This window comes from Microcoleus sp. B7-D4 (genome assembly GCF_036705125.1).
Lineage (GTDB): Bacteria > Cyanobacteriota > Cyanobacteriia > Cyanobacteriales > Microcoleaceae > Microcoleus.
In genome coordinates this window covers 1-24734 of the sequence record NZ_JAUBTT010000010.1, presented here as the reverse complement: position 1 = coordinate 24734, position 24734 = coordinate 1, and the positions used below count along the sequence as shown (strand labels likewise).

Annotated in this window: 17 protein-coding genes; 7 read left to right on the top strand and 10 right to left on the bottom strand. The window is 47.1% G+C overall.

Annotated features, from left to right (window positions below; all coding sequences use genetic code 11):
• Positions 1-29: 29 nt before the first annotated feature.
• Positions 30-4937 (bottom strand): ATP-binding protein, encoded by a 4908-nt coding sequence (locus QUB12_RS05860; RefSeq protein ID WP_333305924.1) that lies wholly within the window; start codon positions 4935-4937, stop codon positions 30-32.
• Positions 4938-5010: 73 nt separating this feature from the next.
• Here QUB12_RS05860 and QUB12_RS05855 point away from each other — a divergent pair, with 73 nt between their 5' ends.
• Complete coding sequence (locus tag QUB12_RS05855) at positions 5011-5214, top strand: hypothetical protein (protein ID WP_333140617.1); 204 nt, start codon at positions 5011-5013, stop codon at positions 5212-5214.
• A 253-nt stretch (positions 5215-5467) separates the two neighbouring features.
• Positions 5468-5890, top strand: coding sequence for an adenosylmethionine decarboxylase (gene speD / locus QUB12_RS05850; RefSeq protein ID WP_190743421.1), 423 nt, complete (start codon positions 5468-5470; stop codon positions 5888-5890).
• Positions 5891-5974: 84 nt separating this feature from the next.
• Here speD and QUB12_RS05845 read toward each other — a convergent pair whose 3' ends face one another.
• Positions 5975-6571: a hypothetical protein gene (locus tag QUB12_RS05845; protein ID WP_333140615.1), complete on the bottom strand. Its 597-nt coding sequence runs from the start codon at positions 6569-6571 to the stop codon at positions 5975-5977.
• Positions 6572-6716: 145 nt separating this feature from the next.
• On the opposite strand from QUB12_RS05845, the gene queF reads away from it, so the two are divergent.
• On the top strand, positions 6717-7136 hold the full coding sequence (gene queF, locus QUB12_RS05840; RefSeq protein WP_006633986.1) for a preQ(1) synthase: 420 nt from the start codon (positions 6717-6719) through the stop codon (positions 7134-7136).
• 126 nt (positions 7137-7262) lie between these two features.
• Here the strand turns inward: queF and QUB12_RS05835 are convergent, their stop codons facing one another.
• The 4 genes from QUB12_RS05835 to QUB12_RS05820 form a co-directional block, all read right to left on the bottom strand.
• Positions 7263-8729: a TerB family tellurite resistance protein gene (locus QUB12_RS05835; RefSeq protein ID WP_333305921.1), complete on the bottom strand. Its 1467-nt coding sequence runs from the start codon at positions 8727-8729 to the stop codon at positions 7263-7265.
• A gap of 411 nt (positions 8730-9140) precedes the next feature.
• A complete protein-coding gene (locus tag QUB12_RS05830; RefSeq protein ID WP_333305919.1) occupies positions 9141-10553 on the bottom strand; it encodes a cytochrome c biogenesis protein in 1413 nt (470 codons plus the stop codon).
• Between the two features lie 315 nt (positions 10554-10868).
• A complete protein-coding gene (locus QUB12_RS05825; protein ID WP_445252019.1) occupies positions 10869-11600 on the bottom strand; it encodes a cytochrome c biogenesis protein CcdA in 732 nt (243 codons plus the stop codon).
• A 728-nt stretch (positions 11601-12328) separates the two neighbouring features.
• Positions 12329-13033, bottom strand: coding sequence for a pentapeptide repeat-containing protein (locus QUB12_RS05820; RefSeq protein ID WP_445300656.1), 705 nt, complete (start codon positions 13031-13033; stop codon positions 12329-12331).
• Between the two features lie 538 nt (positions 13034-13571).
• On the opposite strand from QUB12_RS05820, the gene QUB12_RS05815 reads away from it, so the two are divergent.
• On the top strand, positions 13572-14285 hold the full coding sequence (locus tag QUB12_RS05815; protein WP_333305917.1) for a tetratricopeptide repeat protein: 714 nt from the start codon (positions 13572-13574) through the stop codon (positions 14283-14285).
• Positions 14286-14365: 80 nt separating this feature from the next.
• Here the strand turns inward: QUB12_RS05815 and QUB12_RS05810 are convergent, their stop codons facing one another.
• Positions 14366-15715, bottom strand: coding sequence for a peptidylprolyl isomerase (locus QUB12_RS05810; protein WP_333140604.1), 1350 nt, complete (start codon positions 15713-15715; stop codon positions 14366-14368).
• 119 nt (positions 15716-15834) lie between these two features.
• Here QUB12_RS05810 and QUB12_RS05805 point away from each other — a divergent pair, with 119 nt between their 5' ends.
• Entirely contained in the window at positions 15835-16386 is a 552-nt protein-coding gene (locus tag QUB12_RS05805; RefSeq protein WP_333140602.1) for a peroxiredoxin, read from the top strand.
• 144 nt (positions 16387-16530) lie between these two features.
• Here QUB12_RS05805 and QUB12_RS05800 read toward each other — a convergent pair whose 3' ends face one another.
• Entirely contained in the window at positions 16531-16653 is a 123-nt protein-coding gene (locus tag QUB12_RS05800) for a hypothetical protein (protein WP_333305915.1), read from the bottom strand.
• Positions 16654-17096: 443 nt separating this feature from the next.
• Entirely contained in the window at positions 17097-17636 is a 540-nt protein-coding gene (locus QUB12_RS05795) for a phosphate-starvation-inducible PsiE family protein (RefSeq protein WP_333105942.1), read from the bottom strand.
• A gap of 381 nt (positions 17637-18017) precedes the next feature.
• Here QUB12_RS05795 and QUB12_RS05790 point away from each other — a divergent pair, with 381 nt between their 5' ends.
• Positions 18018-18620, top strand: a complete 603-nt coding sequence (locus QUB12_RS05790) for a superoxide dismutase (protein ID WP_333140780.1) — start codon at positions 18018-18020, stop codon at positions 18618-18620.
• A gap of 370 nt (positions 18621-18990) precedes the next feature.
• Here QUB12_RS05790 and QUB12_RS05785 read toward each other — a convergent pair whose 3' ends face one another.
• Positions 18991-21711 carry a bifunctional acetate--CoA ligase family protein/GNAT family N-acetyltransferase gene (locus QUB12_RS05785; protein ID WP_333305913.1) on the bottom strand — a complete coding sequence of 907 codons (2721 nt, stop codon included), beginning with the start codon at positions 21709-21711 and terminating at the stop codon, positions 18991-18993.
• Positions 21712-22131: 420 nt separating this feature from the next.
• Here QUB12_RS05785 and pflB point away from each other — a divergent pair, with 420 nt between their 5' ends.
• Complete coding sequence (gene pflB / locus QUB12_RS05780) at positions 22132-24360, top strand: formate C-acetyltransferase (RefSeq protein WP_333305911.1); 2229 nt, start codon at positions 22132-22134, stop codon at positions 24358-24360.
• Positions 24361-24734 lie beyond the last annotated feature (374 nt).

Below are 24734 nucleotides of genomic sequence, written 5' to 3'. Positions count from 1 at the left end.
GATCGCAGACAATCTATTAAAATTCGCAGTCAGCGATTCAGTTTCCTTAGCAATGTCACGATTGCTTGGACTAACTCATTGGGTTCAACAGGTTTTGCAAGATGACGTTGAAACCCAACAGCAAGAGCTTGGTTCTGATTAAAGTCTCCAGCATAAGCAGTCAGGGCGATCGCCGGAATTTGCCCGCCCTGCTCTGGTGGTAGAGCTCTCATTTGCCGCACTAGCATATAGCCATCCATATCCGGCATTCCGATGTCGCACAGGAGGATATCGAAGGGTGTGGTTGAGAGCAGTTGCAGTGCCTCGATCGCAGACCCAAGGGCAGTCACTTTGGCTCCGGCTTGTTGGGCTACAAACGCCACAAACTCGCGTGAATCCGGTTCATCATCCACAACCAACACGCGCAGAGAGGCAAGGTGAAGATCGTTCGATCGAACTTCAGTTGTATCGGCAACTTCTTCAACCCGATTCGCGGTATGCAAGAGGGGAAGTTCAACGGTGAAGGTGGCTCCCTGTCCTTCACCCCTACTTTCAACCCAAATTCTGCCACCGTGCATCTCAACAACTTGCCGTGCGATCGCCAGCCCCAATCCCAAACCCCCAAATTTACGAGTTGTGGCTCCATCCTCTTGCCGAAAATGCTCAAACACATAAGGCAGAAAGTCAGGATTGATGCCTTTTCCAGTATCGGTGACAAGAATCTGGGCATGAGTTCTACTTTGGGTTAACCTAACGCTAATTTGCCCGCCTTGAGGGGTGAATTTCACGGCATTGGATAAAAGATTCCAGATTACTTGCTGCAAACGCCCGGAATCGCCCATTACCATTCCCTGGGAGGGTGAAAAAGTTGTTTTAATTTCCAGCGACTTGGCTTCGGCGGCTAGTCGAACGGTTTCCAAGGCGGCTGAGATCACCATATTCAAGTCAACGGACATCCGATTCAAACTCAGTTTGCCACTCATAATGCGGGAGATGTCGAGCAGGTCATCAATCAGTTGTGACTGGAGTCGGGCGTTGCGTTCGATCGTGGCAAGGGCGGTAGCCGTTTTTGTAGCGTCCAGATTCCCTCGCTGTAACAAGTTCGACCAGCCGAGAATAGGGTTGAGGGGCGATCGCAACTCATGAGACAGCACTGCCAGAAACTCGTCTTTAATGCGGTTGGCACGTTCGGCGGCTTCTCGTGCTGTCTGTTCTAGTTGCAGGAGTTGTTCGCGTTCAGCTTCGTGCGAAACGCGATCGCTGATATCTTTAAACACGAGCGCCACTTTTCGGGCTTCTGGCTGCCCGGTGCGGCAAGCATAAACGTCAAACCAACGGTTCATTACTTCGGAGCCATTTTCAAAGCGGACGGATTTACCCGTCAGGGCGACTTGTCCGTAAACCTTAATCCAGTGGTCTTCAATATCTGGAACTAACTGACGCACCGTTTTACCAACGGCTTGTCGAAGTCCTGTTTGTTGCTCGAAGACAGGATTGATTTCCAAGAAGCGGTAGTCGATCGGCGTGTTATTGGCATCAAACAGCACTTCAATGATGCAAAAGCCTTCATCGATCGACTCAAACAGCGTTCGATACCGTTCCTCCGATTGGCGCAGGGCTGCTTCCGCTTGAATTTGATCGGTGACATTCTTGAAATAAACGGTGACTCCTTGTGCGGCAGGGTAGCTGCGGACTTCGTACCAACGATCGTGGTCGGGATAAAACGCCGTCAGTGACGCAGGCAGGCGATCGCGCATGGCGCTCCAGTAGATCGGCTCAAACTCGCTACCAATCAGTCCTGGGTATTCTTCCCATAAATTCTTGCCAATCAAATCACCCGGAGTGCGATCGAGCAAGGTTTCGGCAAATTGATTGACGTAGGTGAACCGCCAGTTCTCATCCACGGCAAAGAATGCTTCACCAATGCTCTCTATAATATTCCGGCTCTGCTCCTCGCTTTCACGCAAGGCTGCTTCCGCCCGTTGGCGCTCGTTTTCGACGCGCACGCGCTCGGTGATGTCAACGGCAGCACCGTAAATCACTTGTTCTTCTGGGTGCGGCTGGGCATTCCAGATAAACCAGCGATAGGAGCCATCTTTGTGGCGGTAACGGTTTTCAAACGTAAAGGTTTTGTTACCGGAGAACAGACTGTCGGTTTCTGCAATGGAGGTGTCCAAGTCGTCCGGGTGCACAAACTCAGTCCAGGGGCGGGATGTCATTTCGTCTGGTGTCCAGCCGAGGGTTCGTTCAAAGGTTGGGCTGACCCAGTGGAAATACCCGTTTATGCCCGTAATCACTTGCAAATCCGAACCGACGGCCAGAAACCGTTCCCGTTCCTGCTCAATTTTTTTGCGATCGTTGATATCCCGGAAGAAAAGAGACAGCCCCGTCGGTGAAGGATAAACGTGAACCTCTAGCCACAAATCAAACGGCGCATAATATTCCTCAAATTCCACCGCGATTTGCTCGCTGAGCGATCGGCGACACTGGATTTCAAACTGATTGCCGATCGTGCCTGGGAAGGCTTCCCACATCGTTTTGCCCAGCATTGCTTCTAGGGGGGTTCGCGACACTCGTTGTGCCGATTCGTTGGCGTAGATAAAGCGAAAGTCGAGATCCATTGCCATAAACGCATCGGTCACCCGCCCCAAAATGGTTCGCTCTCGCACAGTTGCTTCCTGTCGTAGCCGTGCCAGCTTCAAACTTGCTTCTACCCTTGCCAGCAGTTCACGCGCCGAGAAGGGTTTAATCAGATAGTCGTCGGCGCCGGCTGCGAGTCCTTCAATACGCGCTTCTTCGCCCGCGCGGGCTGATAATAGAATGATGGGAATGTCTTGGGTTGCGGGATTAGAACGCAGCGATCGCAACAACTCAAACCCATCCATCCCCGGCATCATCACATCTGTCAATACCAAATCGGGTGGATTCTTCTCAATGGCAGTCAATGCGGCAATGCCATCGGCGACGGTTTGAACAATATAAGAACCGCTCAGGAGTCGTCGAATATAATCGCGCATATCAGCGTTATCATCGGCCAGGAGAATTTTAGATTTTAGATTTTGGATTTTAGATTGAGCGGGTTGATTGACGAGTTCATGAGTGGATGGAGCCATGCTCGATTCTTCTAATCTAAAATCGCCTTCTGGCAACCAGCGTTGAGCTTCTTCGATATATGGCATCGCGCCTAACGCCGTTGATGCTAACCTGCGACTGGCACCAATGCGCTCCGGCTGCAGATGAGCTGTTCCGGTGGGAATCGTCACTGTAAAGCAACTTCCCAGTCCAAAAGTGCTGGTGACATCGATCGCTCCCCCATGTAGTTTGACGAGTTCTTGTACTAGCGATAGCCCAATGCCGGAACCTTCAAAACTCCGCCCTTGCGAGTTTTTGATTCGATGAAATCGCTCAAATAAATGCGGTAGTTCTTCGGACGGAATACCGACTCCTGTATCTGCAACTGATAATTCAACACAATTTTCGCCGCACTGCAATCGAACAGTAATTGTTCCCGCTAACGTAAACTTAAAAGCATTTGATAATAGATTGAGAACAATTTTTTCCCACATCTCGATATCGATATAAATCGCTTCGGGCAAGGGTGGACAGTCAACAATTAGCGACATTCCCACCCGTTCAATCAGCGATCGAAACGTGCTGGCAAGTTCCGCCGTATAGGTTGCCAAATCTACAGGTTCATAAGCGGCCTGGACTCGACCTGCTTCGATGCGTGAGAAATCGAGCAAGCTATTGACGAGTTTGAGCAGTCGCATTCCGTTACGCTGCACCAACTGTAATTGTTCGCGTTCTTGAGGTGGAATTGTTCCATTCAAATTCGCGATCGTTTCTTCCAACGGCGACAGCATTAAGGTGAGTGGCGTGCGGAATTCGTGAGACACATTGCTAAAAAACGTGGTTTTAGCACGGTCTAACTCAGCTAATGCTTCGGCACGTTTACGCTCTTCTTCGTAAGCTTGGGCGTTGGCGATCGCTGTTGTCACCTGCCCTGCCATCAACTCAAAAAAACCTTTGTAATCATCATCAAACGTTCTAAGCGGACTCACCCCAGCAATCAGGAACCCGAAGGTTTCTCCTGATCGAGCTAGTGGTAGAACTACCGCTTGATGAGGAGACCCGGACCACGCGCCGCCCGGTAAAAGTCCAAATTGCGCCTCCAAATCTTCAATGATTCTGCTTTCGCCCGTCTCGATGACTTGCTTCAATTGCCACTGGCACTTTTGGGCGGATGTAAGCTCGATCGCCTCACAATAGGCAAGGGTTCCGGCTGCTAACCTGGTTGTACCCGCGAGTCGTGCGAGCTCGCTTTCGCCATCGAGTAGATAAAACAGCGCAAACGGGATGTCATAGGCGTTATTGGTCAATACGGTGGCGGAAATCTGGCAAGCTGCTTCTTGCGTCTTGGCAGTGACTGTTTCTGCTGCTAATTCGCGCAACGTTGCCAAGCGGCGATCGCTCAACACGCGCTGAGTCTCCTCGCTACAGGCGCAGAAAACGCCCCCCACTGGGCCATCATCATTCGCCACCGGACTGTAGGAAAAGGTAAAGTAGGTTTCCTCTGTATACCCGTTGCGCTCCAGAACCAGAAGCAATTCTTGATTCCACGTCGATTGTCCCTGGTTCAAAACCGCTTCTGCTTGCGGCCCTACCGTGTCCCAGACTTCAGCCCATACCCGTGACGCAGGCTGACCTAGTGCTTGCGGATGTCGCTTGCCGAGGACAGGAATGTAAGCATCGTTATAAAAGTTGGTCATCTGCTGTCCCCACCAGACGAACATGGGGTAGCGAGAGCCTAAGATGATCCGAATCGCGGTTTTCAAGCTTTGAGGCCAGGTTTCAACGGCACCAAGGGCAGAAAGCGACCAATCGTGCGATCGCATCAGCATCGCCATCTCGCTATTGCCTGCAAAAATCTGTTCAACGAGTTGATACTGCTGGATCATGCGCTTGTCTTTCCATTGAGCCCACACCAACGGGCAACGATACTATCTCGGCTGACCGGGCGGGTTTAGCTAGGTGACGCCAGAAACCCAGCGGAGATCGCCTGTTGCTGGTCAACTTTTACAGCATAGGCTGCCAGAGCGAGCGCTGGAATCGGCCCGGCGGGCGATCGTTCCGGCTGTGGCGAATTTTACGCATGAGAGGATAGCCGTGCATCTTTTGCCTTTCGATCTCATATCAATTCCGTCACGGCCGGAACGATCGAGCTTTGGTTTTTAGCCAATGGAAACAAAAGATCGCTTTAATCAAACAAGGTGGTTTGAGAAGAACTTGGCAGCGCTGAAATAACACGAATTCGATTAGTGGCCTCTGCCTGTGAGACAGTTCGACCCCACTATACCGCAAGCGGTTGGTGATGCGTACTTCTCCTAACCTGCATCTTTCTTTGTGAAAAATACTTGCAAAATTTTTGACATCGTGCTAACGTTAAAAGGTTTGAGACTTAACTTCAATAGAGGTAAAACCCCGCAGAATGAAACAATTGGGAACCCATCTGGTCGCTGATGCTTGGCAGTCTCCTGGAGACCTGCTCAACGATCCTGAACGTATCCGCCGCGCTATTCTCGATGCGATCGAAGCCGGAGGAGCTACTCTCATCGATTTGTGCGTACACCAGTTTAGTCCTCACGGAGTGACAGCTACTGCTACTTTGGCAGAGTCCCATATAGCAATCCATACTTGGCCTGAACACGGTTATTTTGCTGCAGATTTATTTTTCTGCGGAGCCGGCGACCCTCACCGAGCCATGAAGGTGCTACAGACAGCTTTGGAAGCTAAACAGGTAAAACTCACTGAGTTCACGCGCGGTTTCGAGCCAGGGGTGGGAATCGTAGGTTCTGCTTGTGAAGAGCAGTATGCCCCTCGTTCAGTAGAAACGATTGCCGCCAGAGGATGATGGCCAATTAGCGTAACTTTGAACAATTTATGCTAGGTTTTGTTTAAAATCCCACGGCTTGAGCCGTGGGATTCTTGTTGGAATTTACTTTTTCATTAATAAAGGGCGGACAACTAAATAACCTGCACCGAAAGCTGCAATCACAATCAGAAAAATCGCGATCGCCAACCACAATCCGCTTAAATCTGAGGTTTTTTTGAGTTGAGATCGCACACGGTAAGGAGTTTCTGGCACCTCTGTAAATAATTTTTCGGGAAGTGGCTGCGGCATTGAGGTGGCTGTTGGCTCCGGTTCCGGTATTGGGAAGGGGAAAGCCACTGTCTGAGGTGGTTGAGGTATGGCAGAGTTAGTCTGCGAGGTTACAGGTGGTGGGGGCGGAGGTTCAATGCTGAAATTGAATTTGACTGACGGCATTTGAGGCATTCCTGTCTGGGTGACGCTCTGAGCCGAGTTGACTACTTGCTGTAACTGTTGGGATACTTGAACTACTGTTTCTACTTCTCGCCGGAGTTGTTGATTTTGTTGGACTAATTGCTGATTGTGGGTTTTGAGGGAGTCCACCATCGCTTGGGCTGCTTGGAGCTCTGCCGTGACTTCTCGATAGAGGGAAATCGGTACCGATGGAGAGTAACTATTTGAGTTTTCGGGGGAAGTATTGTCAGATAAGGTAGTATTTTGCATAATTGTAGATGGCGAGGGTGAACTTGTTTTAGTTTAGCCTGAGACTATTTGCAATTAGATCGATCGCAACACAATTCGTCAAGATATTTGTTACAGATATTGAACGTAAATTTAATTTAATGTTACAAGTTTTTGGTCAATCGCTATGAACAACTACGCACCGGAACAAACTATGTCGCAAAAGTCAAGCACCGAAGAAATGAAATACGGCGAACGCCAGATTTTGGAAGGGGAGTTAATTACTTTCCCGAATCCGCGAGTCGGGCGGCGCTACTCGATTAACATCACTTTGCCGGAGTTTACTTGCAAGTGTCCGTTTTCTGGCTATCCCGATTTTGCGACTATTCACGTTACTTACGTGCCAGACGAGCGGGTGGTAGAGTTAAAAGCGCTGAAACTGTACGTTAACAGTTATCGCGATCGCTACATTTCTCACGAAGAATCGATCAATCAAATTTTAGACGATTTTGTGGCGGCTTGCGCGCCGCTGGAAGCGACGATTAAGGGCGATTTTTCGCCGCGGGGGAATGTACACACCGTGATTGAGGTGTCGCACCAGAAGTAGAAGGCTCAGCCTTTAAATGTGCGTTATCAGAATACTCAGATACCCGACTTCTTAAAGAAGTCGGGTATCTGAGTATTCTGTTTTTTTAGCCCTTGCTCACTTAACTAGATAAATTGTTATCAAAGACTAAAGATTATCCGCTGCTGGTTGGAGGCGGTATTGTTCGCGGACGCTCAATAACTTAGTCTTGGAACCCTTTGGTTCTAAGGCTTCCGTCAGCCAAAGCTCTTGCTCATGCTTGATGTTTATCGCCCGCCGGATTTCTTTCACCTCCTCACGAGAAATACCTAGCTTATCTGCCATGCAGTTATGAAGATGTAATTCTGACAAATCAATTTTGCCATCAGCAACGGCAATCTCCCAAGCTGTACATAATATTAGGCGATGCTTTAGTCGCTCTTTATTGCTTTGACTACAACTTTTTTCCCGATGTTCTTCATCAAAAGGAATACTCGTTGTCATGATTTCATCAAATTTTTGCCGTTGTTCTATGGCTTTGCGAACTAAATCTCGCTCTTCCTTTCTCATACCGGAGGTAGTCATCAATCTATCTATAGTATCTTTCTCCTTGTCATCTAATTGACCATCAATCCAAGCCATTGGTAAAGCAGCAATAATTATCTCTGATAAAAACTTGCTCATCTTGGCAGCTTCTTCTTGATTTTTCCAGCCCGTCAGACCGCTGTAAATCCCGACAGTTGCTAATACTCCCAGTCCAACAGGAGCAGCAAATGTTAGTAATGAGTAGTACCCTGCACTGACAACAATACCCGTTGAACTGCCCACCAAGCCCCCAATCAAAGGAATGCTGTGGATAGTTGTCCAAATACTAGCCGGCGCAAATACTGAGGTCGCAACTGCTGAAGCGCCAACACCAGCCAAAGCCCCTACAGTTGCACCTGTCCCTAGTGCAAAAGCATCTTTTGTCCAATCTTGCCCCTTATTTTGCTTTAATAAGTCGGCACTTATACCTTCATACTCTGCAACTGAATTTTTACCAACATATACATTCAATCCTTCTAATTCACGATCGATATAGCTTTGATAAGATTTATCACTAAAGTTGATGCCACGCTTACAGCCCTCTTCATAAATTTTCTGGCTGGCATCGTTAATAGTAGATTTAACTTTCTTCCAGGATTGGCCAAAAATATCTTTTAAATCTTTAATATCGGTTTCTATGTCATTTAATCCAGCAAAACCTTTTCCTCTTAGTCGCTCTAAGTAATAGCCTTTATTCATGTCAAAAATCATATCTAAAAGTGCCAGTGCCACCACAAGAGCAATAGCGCCAGCAATGGGACTGGTAATAGCACCGATCAGGGGTACACCCGTCCAAGGTATAACGGAATAAGCCATGAAAGTCACAATGCTACTAATTACCAGTAGTCCAACAGTAATAATTTTTCGCTCTTTGGCAGATGAGTCAATATCTGAATACAAAATTTTGAGGAGCCGAATATATGAGGGAATTTTGGGAATGCGAGTCAGAGCGAACTTGATAACAGGAGCCAGTACAGGAATCAAAAGAGCGAAAAGCGCACTGAGTATAGGTAAAACTGTTTGAAGGACAAAAGGAACGATAATTGGCATAAAAAAATACCAGGATAAATTGAGCCATAGTTATTGAGGTTTTAAATTTTAAATAACTATTTGTAGATGATATCTCTTGTTGTGAAGATTTACAATTGTATAGTCACTGACTTTTATTAAAAATTCCCTGATTAGCAGTACCATAATTTACGTAAATTCACTTATTTTCCGATATAAAATCTATTGCATTCGTGTCACCAACCAGGCTCCAACCCATAATGAAGGTCGCTTGTAGTCGAGTCTCTATCTCCCTAAATCCCCTTAAAAAGGGAGTAGGGCGTGACTTTGAATGCTCTTCCCCCTTTTTAAGGGGGGCTAGGAGAGATCGAGGGGATTGTGACTCAGACAGAAGACTGATACTACCTTTTACCTGGTTGTTGACATCAATGGTGGGCAATGCCCACCATAAAATTAATTTTGACTAGCTAGAGAAGTCGGCGCTATTTCGCCCTTTTCTTCCTCTTTTTTAGATTCTGCCAACTTGTCCAAAATCTCCACAACTTCTCTCTCAAAACTCACCTGAGCGCGATTTGTGCGCCCGCCGACGTATAGTTTGCCGTTGGTTTCCAAAGCCCAAATCTGCGAGTGAGACAGATAGCTCATCAGCACGCTAAGCATCAACAACCCAAAGCCAGTATAAACGATCGGAATGCCCGGATCGGCTTTAATTTGCAATCCCGTACTGCCTACAACTTCGTCAATTGTCAGCATCACTCCGTTAACTTCCACCGCTGTGCCTGCGCGAACAGTAGTTAACAATTTGCCATCCGTACCGTACACTAACATCGTTCCTTGCAAGTCTTTTGCTAGCAGAGAAACTCCTGCACTCAAATCGGGTTTTGTCGGAATCCAAGCACCCCAAATTCGGCCTTTACCTTGAGTGTCTAGCTGAGCCATTGGCAATTGTAAAACCGGGCTTTTGTTGAGGCGAACTCGCACGGCGGCTATTGCCCAATCTGCTTGATAAAAAGTGACTCCCCGGTATCTGAGGGGCTCGTTAACGTGAATGGTTTTGCGATCGACCTCTTGGCCTGTTTTGTCCAAAACTGACAGGTCAGAGTAAAATTGGTCGATTCCGCCTTCGGGAGTATAATCAATCCAGAACCGATTAACTCGCATCGACCAATCCTTCGGTATTTGCGGCCCGGCCCAAGGCCCCGCATCCAGGATATTCTGCACCTGAAATGTTTCGCCACTGGGAACAATTTCTTGACCGAGAAATCCCGTCATTGCGCCCCATATCGACCCAGTTAAAATAATTAGCATACTGGCGTGAACAATAATCGGGCCGATTTTACCAATTATTCCCTTGCGGGCATAAACTTTTTCGCCTTCTCGAAATATGCGGTAATTTTTTTGCTGCAAAAGTGGTTCTAACGAACTTAAAGCAACTGTTTCTAATTCCGCACTGAGAGCTAATTTTTCAAACTGCTTTGGTTCTTCATAAAATTTCCAGCGGCGGGCGGCTTTTAGTGCGGGAAATTGTCGGGTAAATGTACAAGCTGTTAAGCTGCTGCCGAACAAAATGAGGATTGACAAAAACCACCAAGTGCGGTATACGTGGTCAAGTCCTGCAATTAGCACAACTTTCCAAGTTAGGAAGCCGAACAAAGCGGGGTGTTCTGGATAGTTAGATTGGTAAAAGGGTACTGATTGGCCTTGTTCGATGACAGTGCCAGAAATGCTGAAAAATGCGATCGTCAGCAGCAAGATAATTGCCAGCCGCAAATCTGCTAGCACCGGCAAGATTTCTCGCTTGAAAAACCTTTGAGGGGCTGTCGCCCAGTTTGAGAGTTTTGATAGAAATACTTCTTTTGATGTCATTGGTAATTATGGAGGAAGTTCGGCAACGAGCAATGTACGGGATGTAACGGATGGAAGGAAGTTCGGCAACGGATTGTGTAACGGATGTAACGGATGGAAGAAGGGAGAAGGAAGAGAAAGGAGGGAAAAAAAAGATGAACCCAATATTATTATTTTTATTGAAAAAGTTTCAATCAATTTTGAATTCTTTCTCTTTTCTTTCTTTCTTCCTTCGTGTTCTTCGCGTCTTCGCGGTTCGTTAAAAAAAACTTAATTCACGCATTTCGTAGTGATTGCCATATCTATAAATAAGGGCTGAAGCCCTGAGTACGAACCTTACGCGGGAAGTATCCGGGAAAGCAGGGAGAAAACACCAAATCCTACTAGCAAAACGCCGCTAAAAGGCGTAATCCAACTCGACCACCGACGTAATTCTAACAACTTTTTAATGCTAGCAGTAAAAGTACCTGCTATAATCAGCGGAGCGACGTAGCCAGCAGCGTAAAACAGCAGCAACACACCACCTAAAACTGTATCTCCCGTTTTGGAAACCCAAGCTAAGAGTGTAGCTAAAACCGGCGTGCTGCAGGGAGACGCTACTAAACCAAAAGTTAAGCCCAATAAGTACGATCGCACGCCCGCCGGCAAATCTTTCGGCACCCACCCCACAGCGTCGAAAGACGGCAGTTGCAAGGGTAAAGCTTCGAGTAAATTCAGCCCCATTAGAATAGCAATAATGCTGACAAGAATCGGCAAACCCACGCCAATTTTCCCGTAAACTTGTCCGGCAAATGATGCTACAATACCTAAACCCGCAAGGGTGGTGGCTAATCCCAGGGAAAACCACGCAGACTGGGCGGCAGCTTGCAGGCGGCTTTTTGCTTCGTATCCGCCGATGTAGCCGATCGTGATCGGCAACATGGAAAGCATACAGGGTGTTAAGCTCGTTAGCAACCCTGCCAGAAAGATGACTCCGACGCTGACTAAACTGAGGTTTGTCAGTTGAGTATTTACTAAATTATTAGCAAATTGTGCGAGTTCGTAAAGTTGAGTTTGCAGGGTTTCCATCAGTCGATTTTAGATTTTAGATTTTAGATTTTAGATTGACTCACAGCCCATCGATTTTAGATTTTAGATTTTAGATTATTAGATTTTAGATTGACTCCACAGCCCATCGATTTTAGATTTTAGATTTTAGATTTTAGATTGACTCTACAGATGAATCTGGGAGTTTCAACTAAATACCTAATATTTTTGCTCTTCACGACTCCTGTCGGGGGCTTGTAGCCCTAGGCAGGTGACTTCAGGTTCGGGGGTGTTCTGGCTTTGTTGAAAATTGTAACAGATGCGCGCAGGTTCGGTTTGAGATTTTAGATTTTAGCGATATTTACTGGTTGGGAGTTAAAAGGTCGATCGCACCCTGGTTTAAATTGATATCTTGACAGCATCCTCAACAAGCTGTTGGCAATGGGCGCAGCTTGGGAGTTAAAAGGTCGATCGCACCCTGGTTTAAATTGATATCTTGACCGCAAGCATCCAGGATACAAGCCCCCGGATTCATTCCTTCGCAGACTCAGGACCCAGAAATAAAAACCTGTATCCGATAAAGGAGCCCCCGAATTTATCCGTGGGGTCAAGGCTTCAATCTAAAATCTAAAATCTAAAATCTAAAATCGATTGACAGCCTCCTCAACAAGCTGTTGGCAACGGGCGCAGCTACACCCGATAATTCATTCACTGCGAAATCAGCCCGAAAGCCTGTTGTTGAAATTATTCAAGCAGACTTTAATTTTACTCTACTGTAAATTCAAGCCACTTTCTTCATTAATAGACCCGTCCGGCATTATTGCCCCTGCCAGCACCGCACCTCTGAGATTTGCTCCCGTTAAAGTAGCACCTTCTAAATTAGCATTGCTCAAATTTGTGACTTGTTTGGAACCTCGGAAAAAGAAGCTGTGCAAGTCAGCACCTCTCAAATTACTGTCGGCTAAATTAGCATATTGCAAATCAGCACCGTGCAGCGTCGCATCCGTTAAATTAGCTTCCGTGAGATTGCTTCCCCAAAGTCGAGAATCTAAGACATTAGCATCTTGTAAATTGGCGCGGCTCAGATTTGCCAAAGTCAGATTAGCATCCCACAACTTCGTGCCGTTGAAATTAGCTTCGGTCAAATTGGCTCGACTGAGATCCGTGCCTAAAATCTCAGCATTTGCTAAATTAGCGCCACTGAGGTCTGCGCCAGAAAGGTCAGCATTTTTTAAGTTAGCACCGGACAAATTAGCACCGGACAAATTAGCGCCGGACAAATTGGCTTCTTGGAGATTAGCTCCCCGCAAATCGACAGCGCTCAAATCGCATTGCTTCCAGAGAAAGCTGACGCACCAATTATCTTTTAATAGGTGACTCAAATCCTCCCCATTCGCGGCCATCACAGGAGGAGTTAAGTAGAGAGTGAACAGGACGATCGCCAATACGGCCGCGAAGAAAATTTTCAACCTCATAACTCTTTTCATTGACACTAATTTGCGCCATTAATTATTGATGTCTAATCAAAGCATAGCAAATAATCTGCAACTTTCCTCAGCAAGATTACTCAAAAATATTAGTAATTTGTGGAACAGGCCGGAAAGCCTGTTAAGCGAGAATGGTGCTCTGGGCGTGAGTAAAAACCGGGTTTAAGATGGCCGTGTTCGATGGACAAATCCCGATCGAATATCGCTACAAAGTAATACTTGCTGCGGGCAGTTGCGATCGCTCCCCCAGGGGCCTACCTGCAAACAATCCCGGTAGGAACTGCTCACTATGGGAAGAAAGAAACCGCCAAGCTAGCCTGAAAACCTTATATTTAAAGGGTTGTAGACGCATTTGTTCACAATTGCGATCGTCATCACTAACTAAGCCCAACTTTCATCACACAACTCAAGCCCCAGCATCACCAAATCTCATCAAACTTATCACGTTCCTGAGACTACGGATATCACTGTCAGTAGCTGAAGTATGGAGGAAAATAAGTGCATACAGTTGAACACCACTCCTCCCATGCCTACTATCCCCCTTCTCCCAAGCCAATTAGTTGTCACAACTATTTTCAATTCGATCGAATCTTTGGGATTCACTAATATTGCAGGCAAAGTATTTCCGGGGGAGCAAGCTGAATCCCGACAAGAGGCAAATTTAAAAGTTATTACCAAAAAGTTTTACACTCAGGGTTTAAAAAATCTCGAACAACAAGACTTGCACGGCGCTATTAAAAATTTTACTGCCACAATTAACATTAATCCGCAATTCGCGTCAGCTTATAACGATCGCGGTGTGGCCCGCTACAAATTAGGCTACAAGCAATCGGCGATCGAAGATTTAACTACAGCCATCAAACTCAATCCTTACCGAGCCAAGTATTACAGCAATCGCGGTTTTATGCTGACTGGTTTAAAAGATTATACTGCGGCGATCGCAGATTACAACTCGGCACTGCTGCTGAACCCCAATTTAGCCCAAGCTTACTTTAACCGAGGTGCTATCCGCCTGCAAATGGAGAATTCCCTGGCAGCACTAGCTGATTTTGAGTCAGCAATTCGCCTCGATAGCGATTTTGCTAAAGCTTACTTTAACCGAGGAGTGATTAGATATAAATTGAGAGAGGTTCAGGGAGCATTTGAGGATTTTCAGAAGGCGGCAGGGCTTTTTAAGCTGCAGGGGAGAATGGATTCTTATCAAGATGCGGTTTCTAAAATTAGCCAGCTATGGTATTAGTTGAATTGGGGAATTGGGAATTGGGAATTGGGAATTGGGAATTGGGTAAGGTGCAGCGCACCTTACACCTCTAGTTAAAGTTAGCCAATTCTCAAGGCTGCATCGGTAGGTTGAGGGTTAGGAGCACTAGGAATCCTAGATAAAGGAATTGCAAAGGCTGCATTTTGAACAGAGGCGACGGTAGCATTTTGTACCACAGTAGAAGCCGCTGCCAAGTTAATTACAGTATTGCTTCCAGATTGAGTGAATGTAGTATCGGATAAATTTCCTGTCAAAGCAATGCGATCGCCTTCCTCTGGTCTAAAATCAACTATTGTATGACTTGTCGGGGGTAGGGTAATAAAAGGAAGAGAAGCAGGATCTACTCCGAGCAAAACAAAAGTATCTGCACCACTACCTCCTGTGAGAGTATTGTTGCCTGTATCTCCAATCAAAATATCATTGCCATCACCACCAATTAAGATATCATTCCCTTGACCGCCTCGCAAAAAGTCGTTACCAGCATCACCATTGAGAATATCGTCAGCGAAATTGCCAATCAGAATATCGTTGCCAACACCTCCGCTAATGGAGTCGTTACCTTTGCCGCCTCTGAGAAAGTCGTCACCCGCTTCGCCCGTGAGGGTATCGTTGCCTTGGCTGCCATTAATTGCATCATCCGTGGGTGAACCGAGGATCGCATTGTTGCCGCTACCTCCCACTACACCGCTGGGATTTTGCTGAGAGTCTTGGGAAGTGACTTGATAGTTATTGGTGGTGTTTGACAGTCTGAGCGCTCGCAAAGATAGATTTACGAAATTGGTACTATTGATTAAAGCGTTAAGCGCATTAACATCGCTAACTATGCTAGAAACCCGACTGGGAACGATTCCTTGAACGACTTTTGCAGTCGAAATGCGATCGCCCTGCTGCACCGCATTCACCGTTTCAAAACCTTGAATAACGTTGCCAAAAACAGCATAATTACCATCCAAAAATGGCAAATCATCCAAAGCAAAATAAAACTGCGAAGAAGCAGAATTCAAAGCATTAGAACGAGCCATTGCCACAGCCCCGCGAGTGTGCGGCAACTGCGGCGTCTGGGTTACAACTTGGTTGTAAACAGGTTGCGCGGCCCCTTGTGGCTTAATTTCCAAAGGAATAAAACGCGGCTGATTGGTATCCGGGTCAATAAAATTACCCGTTCCCAATTGACTTGCGGGAATTGTCGTATCTCTGCTGCGCGGATCGCCTCCTTGCACCACAAAAGGCTCTGGCTGGCGCACAACTCGGTGAAACATCACCCCGTCGTAAATGCCACGTTCAACTAAGTCAACAAAATTTCCCCCAGTAATCGGGGCATTAGTGCCGTCTACTTCGATCGTAACGGGTTGACCGTTAATTACCTGGACTACTATAGCTTTGCCTGTTAACGGGAGTGCAGCGCTCATGGGTAAATTGCTATTTGAGTGAGTGATCGTTGGGTTTTAGAAGCAATCCGCGAATTGCCCTTACCCATTTAATCAGAAAACTGTAAACTTGTCTTAAGTACAGTTCTACTTCTAAATTTATGATGTCCCGTCGCAAGTTTTTTAGCACTTTATTGGCAATTTGTCTAGTTGTTCTAAGTTTCAATTTTGCCACACCTGCATTGGCCCTCGGTGGCAAGCTTCCGACGCTGAATGAAGCGGCACCGGATTTTAGTTTGCCGACAAACAGCGGCGAGGGACAAGTCTCCCTGTCCGATTATCGCGGTAAGTGGCTGGTAGTCTATTTTTATCCGAAAGACTTTACATCGGGATGTACGATCGAAGCACGGAGATTTCAGGAAGACTTGCCGAAATACTTGGCAAAGAATACTCAAATTATCGGTATTAGCGCTGATGATGTCAACTCCCACGCGGAATTTTGCGATTCGGAAGGTTTAAAGTTTCCGCTGTTAGCTGATACGGATGGTAAAGTGAGTAAAGCTTACGGTTCTTGGATGAGTTTTATCTCGGCGCGGCACAGTTTTATTATTGACCCTGAAGGCATTTTGCGGGAAACTTTTGTGAAGATTAATCCGGCGATTCATTCTAAAGAAGTGTTTGCCCGTTTGGGGGAATTGCAGGCTAACGGGTAATACCATTTTAGATTTTAGATTTTAGATTGGAAGAATTGGGAATGACTGAGGAAGCTTGTGTTTGTAGTAAGGACTAAAATCCTCTGAAAATGCAGATGATTTTAGTCTTCACTGCAAACGTTATCAGGTTGATTTGGGAGCATCTCATATTTGTAAAAATACTTCTTCTGGCTCCTTCCTTCTGCCTCTTTCCTTCTGCCTCTTTCCTTCTGCCTCCTGCCTCCTGCCTCCTGCCTCAAAACTCCAATTTCTAGCGGAGGGCTGCAAAGGTGAGATGCTCCCGTTGATTTGACCTCACATCTTGCACCATTCTCAATCAATACGCTTGGGTTAAAACTATTTATTCCGGGCTATATCCCCCTCGCATACCCCCTACTCCCCCTGATTGTTGGGGAGTAGGGGTTGACTTTGAGTAATTTCTTGTCCCACCCCCTACTCCCCTTCGTAGGGGCGGTGCCAAGAGTGCCCGCCCTAGGCGCCGGGGGATCGAGCTTAACCCAAGCGTATTGCATTCTCAATAATCCTTTTTTGGGTGGGTTCTCCTGCCCAACCCCTACTCCCCACGAGAAAATCTACTCTTTGTGGAACGGGCAGGAGAGCCCCTTATTGACAATGGTGCAACATCTCAGTTTTACGGGAAATGATGGCTGGTAACGTGACAAGCAATATCAGAGTAAATTTAAAATCTAAAATCGCCTGTCATGCCATATTCAATGAGAATTAAACTTGCTATTGACTGCAAGAGGCTCCGAAGAAGATTCAGGCTCTGAAAATTTTCTATTTCTGCTAGCAAGGCGGCGTTCCGGGTCAATTCCCTCGAAGGTTGGCGGCAACCAAACTCGGACTACCAACAACACTCCCAAAACCAGCAAAAATGCGCCTGTTGATAATATTTGAACCCAGGGAGTTTCCAGCACTCCCCGCACGATAACTTCTCGCAAAACAGATACTATACAAACTTCCACAGCCACACCTATCGAAACCCGCTGCTCTTGTAAATAAATAATTAGCAGGCGAAATAATTCCACCAAAACCAATAAGAATAGAATGTCGGCAGTGACTTCCTGGAAATTCAAAGGAGGTAGCAGCGAGAAGAACATTTCTCGCAGTTCGAGCACCATGAAACAAAACAAACCAATACATAGGGAAATTACAATTAAGTCTTGGACTGTTTCCAGAGCGGTGACGATTAATTGAAGATTCAACCATTGAGGGGGGTGACTGGACGAGTTGTTTAAACGCTTTTCCATTGACAGCTCCTGCAACTTGTTTGACTTCCTTACAGCTTAATTGAACTTAGGTTAATCTTTGACAATTTACAGGTTTAATCTATTTATCAGTCTCATAAAATTTCGCTCGGTTGACAATTTCACACACACTTTTATTTGCCACCCCGGTGGCTTGACATTTAGTGATACTTTATGCTATGTGAAACCTGCAATAAGTAGCTTTGATATCTAAAAAATACAAGTCTGAATGCTGGAATGCCCCAACTGCTATAAAATATGAAAATTGTAAAGAATTATTTACCACAGCTTGATAAACTCAAGCTAGCGACTCTCGGCTTTAATCATACAAAAGCCGGAAAGTTAGCCCAAAAACCAAAAGTAATCCAGAGAGGATTGAACACAATGGCATTTGAACTTGCACCATTACCCTTCGCCGCTGACGCCCTAGAGTCAGGTCATATGTCGGCCAACACTTTTTCGTTCCACCACGACAAGCACCACGCTGCTTACGTGACCAATCTGAATAAACTGATTGAAGGAACTGAAATGGCGAGCAAATCCCTTGAAGAAATTGTCAAGGAATCTGCTAAAGACCCATCCAAAGCTGGCATTTTCAACAATGCAGGTCAAGTTTGGAACCACAATTTTTTCTGGAATTCCCTCGCACCGGGCGGCGGTGGCACTCCGACAGGAGCTTTAGCTGAGAAAATCAACGCCGACTTCGGCAGCTTCGACAAATTCAAAGAAGAATTTAAGACTGCTGCGACAACTCAGTTCGGTAGCGGCTGGGCTTGGCTGGTTGTGGACAACGGTACTTTGAAAGTTACCAAAACAGCTAACGCTGACACCCCCGTAGCACACGGTCAAACTCCGTTGCTGACTTTGGATGTGTGGGAACACGCTTATTATTTGGATTTCCAAAACCGCCGTCCCGACTACATTACTAATTTCTTGGATAATTTGGCTAACTGGGATTTCGCAGCAGCAAATTTGGCTGCGGCTTAGTAGCATCTTAGTTTGAGGACTAAAGTCCTCACTACAAACTTTATCGGTTTGTAGTGAGGACTTTAGTGGTGATGAATGAGAATTATTTAACCTGACATCTTGCAGCAATATCAATAAGAGGATTTTTCGTGGGGTCGGGCGGGTTTATAGAACCTATTTGCAAGCTTTAAGGCTGTTGGCGAACCCGCCCCTACGGCTAATTGAGAATGGTGCAAGATATCAGTTTAACCAAACTTGCTATTAAGCTGTTCGGCATTTAAAAGACGATTGTAGGGTGCGGAGCGTACAGAAGTGTTTCCCGCATAAGCGCGTAAGTGTTCACTCCTGACGCACCATACAAGCCTCGTTAGTGGTTTAAATGCTCCACAGCTTAGCAGACAAAAACAGCTTTCAACATTCCTTCGTCTCGGTCTGGTTGGAGTTCAAATCCTAGTTTTTTACAGAGGCTCTGCATCTGGTAGTTGCTATTGAGAATGTAGCCAACGATCGCCTCTAATTTCTCTTCCTGACCAATTTGCAGCATCCGCCTCAATAATTCTGTTCCCAAACCGCGCTTCTGATAGCTATCGCTAACGATCAGCGCAAATTCGGCTTGGTTTGTGCCGTGGAGTTTGCTCAGACGCGCTACTCCCAAAACCCGGTGTTCTGAGGTTTCCGGGTCTTGACGATCGGCTACTAACACCATTTCCCGATCGTAGTCAATAAAACAAATCCGGGTCAAACGTTCGTGAGCGATGCGGTGCTTTAACTTTACCATGTGAGCGTAACGCAAATACACGCTCTCTTCGGAAAGTTCTTTGTGGAAGAGCACCATCAGCGGCTCATCTTCTGGGCGAATGGGACGGATGGTGAGGGGACGATCGCCCTCCGTTGACCATTTTTGAACGTATTGCGTAGGATAGGGGCGAATCGCGGGTGAAATGCGGTTTTCTGTTGTCTGGAGAACAACGCGGGCATCAAGAGCGATCGCACCTTCAGGAGAAACCAACAGCGGATTAATATCAATCTCGGCAATTTGAGGTTGCTCTACAATCAGTTGACTGAAACGAACTAATAACTGTTCGAGTTGTACCAGGTCAATTGCCGATCGACCGCGCACTCCTTGCAAAGCTTTATAGATGCGAGTTTGCTCCATCATCCGCCGCGCTAGGGTGGTATTTAAAGGCGGAAGTGCTAGCGATCGATCTTGAAAGACTTCCACTAATTGTCCGCCGGAACCAAACAGCATCACCGGCCCAAATTGTGGGTCAATACTGCTACCCAAAATTAGTTCATAGCCTTCCAAATGCACCATCGGCTGCACGGTTACGCCAAGAAACGCTGCAGGATCGATCGCCCGTACCCGCTGGGCGATCGCCTCAAAGGCACTAATTACAGCGTTAGCATCGCCTAAATTTAGTTTTACACCCCCCACATCGGTTTTGTGAGTAATCGTCTCAGAATGGAGTTTTAGCACCACTGGATAACCGAGGCGATCGGCAATTTCCACAGCTTCGGCCGCACTTGCTGCAATTTCTGTCGCTACGGTGGGAATGCCGTAAGCTGCCAGCAACTGTTTTGATTCGTACTCGGTTAATAGAGTGCGATTATTTTGGCCCGCGGCAGTCAAAATCTTCGCAGCAGTCGCACACCCGGAAGTCTCGATTTCGCAATCAGCGGGGAGAGATGGCGTTTCGTAGATAGCGCGCAGGTTGTATGTGTACCGCCACATATAGTTGAATAACCTGACGGCGGTATCGGGATAAGGGAAAGTCGGAATATTTGCCTGATTGAGAATTTGCGTTCCCGCTGACACTTCCACACCGCCCATCCAGCTTGCTAATAAGGGCTTTCCGAGTTTGCTGTAAGACTTGAGTTTTTCTGCGGTTTGGGTGGGATTTGTCATCGCTTGTGGCGTCAGGATGACCAGCAATCCGTCACTATTGGGATCGGGAGCGACAACTTCTAGAGTTTTGGCGTAAAGATCGCTACTAGCATCGCCCAAAATATCGATCGGGTTGTGATGACTCCACTGAGGGGGCAAAAACTCATCAAGCTTCTGCACCGTCTCCGGTGACAGATTTGCCAGCGCACCGCCGTCGCTAATTAAGGCATCAGTGGCGATCGCCCCTGGGCCTCCTGCATTGGTGACGATCGATAGGCGGTTTCCCTGCGGTCGCGGTTGCTTGGCCAGAATTTCTGCCATGTCGAACAAATCGGAAATCGTATGTACGCGCAACGCGCCACAGCGGCGGAAAGCAGCGTTAAGCACGTCATCGCTACCGGTCAAAGCCCCCGTATGGGAAGCGGCGGCTTGGGCGGCGGCGGCGGTACGTCCTACCTTGAGAATGATGATCGGTTTGTCGATCGCCACTGGGCGGGCGGCGGACAGAAACGAACGAGCATCACCCATAGATTCCATGTACAAAACGATACTGTGGGTATGGGGATCGTCCCCGAAATACTCGATCAGATCGCCCCAACCGACATCAAGCATAGAGCCGATCGACACAAAAGCGCTAAAACCGACATTTTCCCCCAAACTCCAGTCGAGAATCGAAGTACAGAGGGCGCCGCTTTGACTGATGAAGGCGACATTACCCGGACGGGCGATCGTACCTGCAAAAGTAGCATTGAGCCCAAGCACAGGATTCATCACCCCGAGGCAATTTGGGCCGATAATCCGCATTCCGCCCCGACGCGCCTCGGCCATAACTTGCTGTTCTAAAGCCTCCCCAGCCGCGCCAATCTCTTTAAACCCAGCAGAAACAATAATTGCCCCTTTCACCCCAGCAGCGATACATTCGCGGATCACTTGCGGCACCCCAGCAGCAGGCGTAGCAATCACCGCCAGATCCACTACTTCCGGGACGCTAGCAATGTCAGGATAAGACTTGAGTCCCAAGACGCTGTGGCGCTGGGGATTCACTGGAAAAACTGTTCCGCCAAACGGATTCCGAATCAAGTTCCACAGGAGAGTTCGTCCGACGCTTCCTTCTCTCTCTGTTGCGCCGATTACAGCCACGGAGCGAGGCCGAAAAATCCGATCGAGCGGATGACGCTGTTCTTTCCAAATATCGTGAGCCCGATCGCTCGCAGTGCTTTGATTCATTGAATTTATCTGCATAATACCCTTCTTCAATTAATCAGCAATTAATATTGCTCTGCTTTCGATAACAATCACCGAATCAAATCCGAACTCTTTTTCGGCTTTTTCTTCATCTTTCTCTCGTGTTCGCGGTTCGTGACCCAAAAATCTCCTTGCCCGTTGCCGACCGACCCGCCCTTAAACAACATTTCCGTTGTCCAAGTGTTAGTTGGGGAGCCAAGTTTGTCAGAGCTTCCTCAACAATAATTCAACAGGATGCTCTGCCTACTATCTATCTTAATTCTTCCCACGGAATTAGCAAGTCAACTTTTGTAACAAATAGCGAACTGAGGATTTAAAATAGTGAAATTAAATATATACTAGATGTAGTGGTCGAAGAAGAAAAGATCGATCGCTAACAAAAAATTGAGGGGAAAGCAAGCTATGTTTGCAGAATGGCACGGCTTTACTGAAGGCAACTGGACAAACGAAGTCAACGTCAGAGACTTCATCCAAAAGAATTACACCCCCTACGAAGGGAATGCAGAATTTCTCAGAGCACCAACCGAAAAAACCCAGCAGCTTTGGCAAAAAGTTCTGGAATTAATGAAGCAAGAGCGCGAAAAAAGTGTATTGGATGTTGATACAAAAGTTCCCACATCTATCACGGCTCATGCAGCAGGATACATCGATCGCGACTTAGAACAAATAGTAGGTTTGCAAACAGATAAACCTTTGAAACGCGCGATTATGCCCTTTGGCGGAATTCGCGTTGTCAAGGCCGGTTTAGAAGCTTACGGCTATCAGCTAGATGAGCAAACAGAAGAAATATTTACGAAATATCGCAAAACTCATAACGATGGTGTATTCGATGTTTACACGCGCTCGATGCGTCTGGCGAGACGTTCTGGTATCATCACAGGTTTACCAGATGCCTATGGACGCGGGCGCATCATCGGTGACTATCGGCGCGTTGCTTTGTACGGTGTCGATCGCCTAATTGATGATAAAAAAACCCAGCAAGAATCACTCGAACTAGAGGCGATGGACGAGGCAACAATTCGTTTGCGCGAAGAGTTATCCGAGCAAATTCGGGCCTTGTTTGAGTTAAAAGAAATGGCGGCTAGCTACGGCTTTGATATTAGCCGTCCGGCGGCAAACGCACGAGAAGCTGTCCAGTGGGTGTATTTTGGCTACTTGGGAGCAGTGAAAGAACAAAACGGGGCAGCGATGTCTCTGGGCCGCGTATCGACGTTTTTAGACATTTATTTCGAGCGCGATTTGCAAAGTGGCGCGAGTTCCGAAGTGGAATTGCAAGAACTGATCGACCATTTTGTAATGAAACTCCGCATGGTGCGGTTTTTGCGGACTCCCGACTATAACGCTCTGTTTTCTGGCGATCCAACTTGGGTAACAGAGGCGATCGGCGGTATAAGCACTGACGGTAGAACATTGGTAACTCGTAACAGTTTCCGATTCTTGCACACCCTGTCAAACCTCGGTACTGCACCAGAACCAAACCTCACTGTTTTGTGGTCGGAAAACTTGCCGGAAAACTTCAAAGAATTCTGTGCCAAGGTATCCAGCGATACGAGTTCGATTCAGTACGAAAACGACGACTTGATGCGTCCTCAATACGGCGATGATTACGCGATCGCCTGTTGTGTTTCTGCCATGCGAATTGGCAAGCAAATGCAGTTTTTCGGCGCGCGAGTTAACTTGGCTAAGACTTTGCTCTATGCGATTAACGGCGGTAAAGATGAGAAGTCCGGCGACCAAATCGCGCCGCAGTTCCCACCGATTACTACCGAATATCTCGATTATGACGAGGTAAGAGCCCGGTTCCACGACATGATGGCGTGGTTGGCAAAAACGTATATCAATACGTTGAATGTCATTCACTATATGCACGACAAATACTGCTACGAACGGCTAGAAATGGCATTGCACGATCGCGATGTTTACCGGACAATGGCCTGCGGAATTGCCGGACTCTCTGTGGTGGCGGACTCCCTATCGGCGATTAAACACGCTAAAGTTAAGGTGATCCGCAACGAGCAAGGTTTGGCAGTGGATTACTCGATCGAAGGAGAATATCCCAAATACGGCAATAATGACGATCGCGTAGACAGTCTGGCGATCGAACTTGTGCAAAGCTTCATGAACGAAATTCGCCAGCACAAAACCTACCGCGGCGCTGTAGCGACTCAATCGGTACTAACGATTACCTCTAACGTAGTGTACGGCAAAAAAACTGGTAGCACTCCCGACGGACGTAAAGCAGGCGAACCCTTTGCTCCCGGTGCTAACCCGATGCACGGCCGAGATTCCTGTGGGGCGCTCGCATCCTTATCTTCTGTAGCAAAACTGCCTTACAGTGATTGTCAAGATGGCATATCGAATACTTTTTCGATTGTACCGCAGGCCTTGGGCAGAATGGAGAGCGATCGGACTAATAACCTAGTTGGTCTGTTAGACGGTTACTTCCACGATGGCGGCCATCACATCAATGTTAACGCCCTCGATCGGCAAACATTACTAGATGCGATGGAACATCCAGAAAACTATCCCCAGCTAACAATTCGTGTCTCCGGTTATGCGGTTAATTTCATCAAACTTACCCGCGAACAACAATTAGATGTGATTAAACGGACTTTCCACGAGCGCGTCTAAATCCCAGCAGAAAAAACTCGGCGGTTTCAACCGCTCAAGAGTCAAACTTTCATCCGAACAGAGGGGGACTGAAGAAGCTGTTAAACAATTAAGCTCAATCCCCCCTAGCCTTAAGAAAGGGAGAACCGGAAACTCGGAAAATCCCCCTTCGTAGGGGCGGTGCCCCCGTGCCCGCCCTTGGCCAGGGGGAGCGAGCCTCGGCTATAAACAAGAGATCCGAAAAGTTTTCCGGCTATTGTTAAGCCCGCCCTCCCCCTCATATCAAATCCGTTAGCATCGGAATAGTAAATTCGAGTTCACAGTCAACAGTCAACAGTCAACAGTCAACAGTCAACAGTCAACAGTCAACAGTCAACAGTCAACAGTCAACAGTC